This is a genomic window from Mycobacterium sp., assembly GCF_040398885.1.
Classification (GTDB): domain Bacteria; phylum Actinomycetota; class Actinomycetes; order Mycobacteriales; family Mycobacteriaceae; genus Mycobacterium.
In genome coordinates this window covers 11004-15631 of the sequence record NZ_JBBATF010000061.1, presented here as the reverse complement: position 1 = coordinate 15631, position 4628 = coordinate 11004, and the positions used below count along the sequence as shown (strand labels likewise).

Genomic DNA, 4628 nt, shown 5'->3' with positions numbered 1-4628 from the left:
GACGGTATCAGGACCGGCGTGCCCAATAGCGTTGCCGGCTCGGCGGTATCGAACATCGAACTGTCGTCGCCGGCGGTCTTGAACGCCCACCAATGGAGGTCGACTTCCTGTCCGCTCGGCAGTCGATAACCTCGGGCATGGCTGAACCCGATCGGCCGGTGAGGGGGTTTGGCGGTGTAACCGGCGGCCAGCAGCGCATGGCCTGCCCGCTCGGCATAGGCGCGCGGCACCAGGACATCGACATCTGCGATGCGTCGGTAACCCAGCCGGTCGACCCGCGCGATCATCGCGGCGCCCTTGAAGAGCAGGTGAGGTATTCCGGCGTCGCGGAAAAGTTGCGCGACCTTGAGGGCGCTGGCGAGGATCGCCACGTTGGCGGCGGTGGTGTGCCTGCGCACGCCTTTCAGAATGGGCAGATCTTCCGCGCCGATTTCGGCGGCATCGCGGTTCTGCAACAACTGCGGGAACACCCGGGTCGATGCCTCATCGCGCACTGTTTGGAGATCGAGGCCCCGCGCCTTCCAGCGTCGCCAAGCCGGTGCGGCCTGCTCGGCCGGCAGCAAGGCGGCTTTCAACAGATCCATCTGGGCGTCGGTGGGAAGCGGGAACATTTCCGGTGCGAATTCGCTTCTGCTGTATGCGACAAGGCGGGACCACTTGCCACGCCAGTCGTCGCTGTACACCGACTGTGGCGCTCCCATGCCCAGGATCGAATTCCCGGTCAGTTGGGATCACGCCGTTCGGGCCAGCCGGATTGCGGGTCGACCTCGTGGATCGGGTCGACCAGGAGCAACTCCTGCATGTCGGTGTATTTCTGGAGAGCGGGGCTGGAGAACGGTGCCGCAGGGCGTCGAGCCGGTCCAGGTGCTGCGGACTGGTCGCCCGGAACGATCAACTGCTCTTGCTGCAACTCGCGAACGAAGACCGACACGGCTTCGGCCACCGAGTCGAGACCACCGTGCTCGACGTCGGTATACGACGCGGCGATCTCATCGACCGTGTGGCCCGCCAACAGTGCGTTCCACACCTGTTCCCCGGTGCCTTCGAGGCTGTAGTAAGTGCCCGACGGCGTGTGGATGATGAGGACCTCGCCATCCATGGTCTCCTGAATGACATCCGGACCGTTAAGTCGATACCGCACGTCGTCAGTCACCAGCCGCGGGGCGCACACCGGCGTGGCGGACGATCATTCCGATCAGGGCCTCGATGTCCGCCCAGCCGCGATCGGGGTCGGGGTTCACGACGTATTGAAGAATCAGCCCATCGACTGCGGCAATGATCAGGCGCGCGAACTGCCGTGTCGCGACGGAACTATCCTCGCCTGCTCGCCCGGCCGACGCTTGAAGCCATTCGGTAACGGCATCGGTGTACCCCTCGTACTGCCGGCGTGCCACATCCTGAAGACCCTCGGTCCTGAGCGAGTAGGCCGTCAGTTCGTACTGGGCCAGCTGCGAGGGCAGATCGCCGACCACCAAGTCGGCCCAGAAGCGTCGCACCCCCTCCCCGAGGACGTGTTCCAGGCCCCCATCAAGCTTGGCGGTGGTTCGCAGGACCCCGACGACGTCCTCGATCAGACCCTCGGTCACCGCACGCATCAACTGTTGTTTTGTGGGAAAGACGTACTGCAGCGTGCCGAGCGGGATACCGGCTTCCTTTGCGACCGCGCGAATAGTCGCCGCTGCCACGCCATCGCGGGTGATCACCGTGCGCGCGGCCGAGACAATCTGCCGACCCCGCTCCGCGGACTCGACGTAGACCATCGCAAACTCCATTCAGCCATCGTCCGGACTTCAGCGCGATGCTACCTGCCGAGCGGGCAAGGAGCCCCCCGGCGCGATGGTGTCGGAGTCCTGATGAACAGCGTGTGCCCGCCGAACCGGGACCCGTGGGCGAAGATCACCCTTGGGCCTCCGGCTTCATGTCGACGTTGGCCGGGGGCGCCCTCCGGGGCCTTCTTCAGCTCGAAGGGCTTCCAGTCCGGCGTGGAGTCACGCACGTCCAATTCGATCTTGCCGTCGAACCCCTCGTTGATCCCGGTGCCGTACCCCGTAGGGCCCTCACCACCATCGCCGGCAAGACCGCCCCCTCCACCCTCTTTGGAACACCCCATACTGCACCTCCCGTCAATTTCAGTCAATCGTATGACTCCGGCGTGGCGAATACGTAGAGTCGGCCTCTCGGTGGTTCGCGAGAACAGGCCGGTGGCAAACGGGGATTGGAGTCCGATGCGACTAATGATGATCAGGCTCTGCGTTGCTTTGATGCTGGTTGTCGCCGGGGCGTGTTCGGCGAAGCCCGCCCGAACCCAGGCGATGAGCGGCGCTCCCAACATCGTGTTCATCCTGACCGACAACCTCGGCTACGGGGAGGTCGGCGCCTACGGGGGTGGGCTGACCCGGGGTGCGCCGACCCCCCGGATCGACTCCCTGGCGGCCGACGGCACCCGCTTGCTGAACGCCAACATGGAAACCCAGTGCACCCCAAGCAGGTCCAGCTTGCTGACTGGGCGCTGGGCGATCCGCTCGGGCACCTACGCCGTGCCTTTCGGCGGGGTCGCCGACGGCCTGACCCAGTGGGAGGTCACCCTCGGCGAGGCGATGTCCGACGCCGGCTACGCCACCGGCTACTTCGGCAAGTGGCATCTGGGCAGCCGCGACGGCCGTCTGCCCAACGACCAGGGTTTCGACGAGTGGTACGGCATTCCGCGCACGACAGACGAGGCGCTCTGGCCCGAGTCGCCGGGCTGGTCGCCCGACATCATGCCGGCCGAGCAGATCATGGAGGGCCGCAAGGGCGAGAAGAGCCGCGAGTTGGGCGTTTACGACCTGACTCAGCGTCGTCTGATCGACGCGGAGATCACCCGGCGGGCCGTGTCCTTCATCGGCAAGCAGAGCCAGTCGGGCAGTCCGCTCTACGCCTACGTGGCGCTGACCCAGCCGCATCTGCCCACTGAGCCGAACCCGGCGTTCAAGGGCAAGACCTCCAACGGCGACTGGGCGGACGTGCTCACCGAGACCGACACCCACGTCGGCCAGATTCTCGACGCCGTCGACAAAGCCGGTATCCGGGACAACACGATCGTCGTGTTCACCAGTGACAACGGTCCGGAGTTCATCCGTCCCTGGGACGGCTGGGCAGGCCCGTGGCGCGGTCAGTACTTCACCGCTCTCGAAGGCGGGATCCGGGTGCCCTTCATGATCCGGTGGCCCGGCCGGGTTCCGGCGGGCCGCGTGACCAACGAGATGGTCCACGGTGTCGACATGTTCGCGACCCTGGCGAAGTTCAGCGGTGCGAAAACGCCGACCGACCGGCCCTTCGACAGCATCGACCAGTCCGAGTTCTTCCTCGGCAACTCGGAGAAGTCAGCGCGGGAGGGTTTCCCGATCTGGTGCTCGGATCGACTGCAGGCGGTCAAATGGCGGAACTGGAAGCTGCACTTCTACCGCCAGGACACCATGTTCGATCCGCCGGTCAAGTATCCGGTGCCGTCGGTCTACAACCTCTTCACCGACCCCCGGGAGGAGAAACCCACCCCCGACTCCTGGGTCGTCGGGCCGGTGCTGAAAATCGTGGGCGCGTTCGACAAGAGCGTGAAAGAACACCCGCTCATCCCGATGGGTACGCCGGATCCGTATCAGCCCTGAACGGCCACGTCCGGGATGCGAGCCGAGGTCACCGGGGCGGAGGGTTCGGAGCCCCGAGTCTGAAAACTCCGTTCACACCCGCGGGGATCGCATTGCGGGTGTCGACGATCAGTCTGGCCGCCGCGGCGACATCGCCGTAATCGAACGCCTCGTGGTCGGTGAGCACGACCACGCAGTCGGCGGCGGCGACCGCGTCCCGGCTGTAGGCCACCGACTCGAGTGGATAGCCGCCGGGCCATTGCGCGGCGCCCAGGGACGGCACGAACGGGTCGCAGTAACTGATGTGGGCGCCCTTCCTGCGCAACAACGCCATGACCTCCAGCGCGGGGGACTCACGAATGTCGCGCACCTGCGGTTTGTAGGCCACGCCCAGCACCAGCACACCGCTGCCCTTGATCGCCCTCCCGTGCTCGTTGAGCGCGTCGCCGATCTTGTCGACGACATGGTGCGGCATCGCCGCGTTGACCTGGCCGGCGAGTTCGATCAGATGCGCTTCGAACCCGACTTCGCGCATCTTCCAGGACAGATACAGCGGATCTATCGGAATGCAGTGACCGCCCAATCCCGGTCCGGGGTGAAAAGGCATGAAGCCGAAGGGCTTCGACGCGGCGGCGTCGATGACCTCCCAGATGTCGACACCGATTCGCTCGCACATGAGCGCGAGTTCGTTGACAAGCCCGATGTTCACCGCCCGGAATGTGTTCTCGAGCAACTTGACCATCTCGGCGGTACGCGGGGAACTCACCGGCACCACCTGATCGACCGGCCCGTCGTACAAGGCCGTGGCCAAAGCCAGGCAGTCCTCGGTGACGCCTCCCACCACCTTGGGGACGTTTCTGGTGTTCCACGTCTTGTTGGCGGGGTCCACGCGTTCGGGCGAGAACGCCAGGAAGAAATCGTCTCCGACCCTCAGGCCGGACTGCTCGAGGATCGGCAGGACCAATTCCTCGGTCGCTCCCGGGTACGTGGTCGATTCGAGGATGA

5 protein-coding genes are annotated in these 4628 nt (G+C 65.4%); 1 reads left to right on the top strand and 4 read right to left on the bottom strand.

The features are described from left to right. From ADBZ5U_RS07875 to ADBZ5U_RS07865, 3 genes are all read right to left on the bottom strand, one after another. Positions 1 to 683, bottom strand: a 683-nt coding sequence (locus ADBZ5U_RS07875; RefSeq protein ID WP_526264121.1) for a nucleotidyltransferase family protein, incomplete at its 3' end; no start/stop codon positions are given. Positions 684 to 721: 38 nt separating this feature from the next. Next, positions 722 to 1153 (bottom strand): PqqD family peptide modification chaperone, encoded by a 432-nt coding sequence (locus ADBZ5U_RS07870; RefSeq protein ID WP_526264119.1) that lies wholly within the window; start codon positions 1151 to 1153, stop codon positions 722 to 724. Further along, complete coding sequence (locus ADBZ5U_RS07865; protein WP_526264117.1) at positions 1146 to 1772, bottom strand: TetR/AcrR family transcriptional regulator; 627 nt, start codon at positions 1770 to 1772, stop codon at positions 1146 to 1148. Before ADBZ5U_RS07865 ends, ADBZ5U_RS07870 begins: the two co-directional genes overlap by 8 nt. A 540-nt stretch (positions 1773 to 2312) precedes the next feature. Between ADBZ5U_RS07865 and ADBZ5U_RS07860 the strand changes: the two genes are divergently transcribed. Beyond that, positions 2313 to 3644: an arylsulfatase gene (locus tag ADBZ5U_RS07860; protein WP_526264115.1), complete on the top strand. Its 1332-nt coding sequence runs from the start codon at positions 2313 to 2315 to the stop codon at positions 3642 to 3644. A gap of 28 nt (positions 3645 to 3672) precedes the next feature. On the opposite strand, the gene ADBZ5U_RS07855 is transcribed toward ADBZ5U_RS07860, so the two are convergent. Then, positions 3673 to 4628, bottom strand: a 956-nt coding sequence (locus ADBZ5U_RS07855; RefSeq protein WP_526264113.1) for a nucleotide sugar dehydrogenase, incomplete at its 5' end; no start/stop codon positions are given.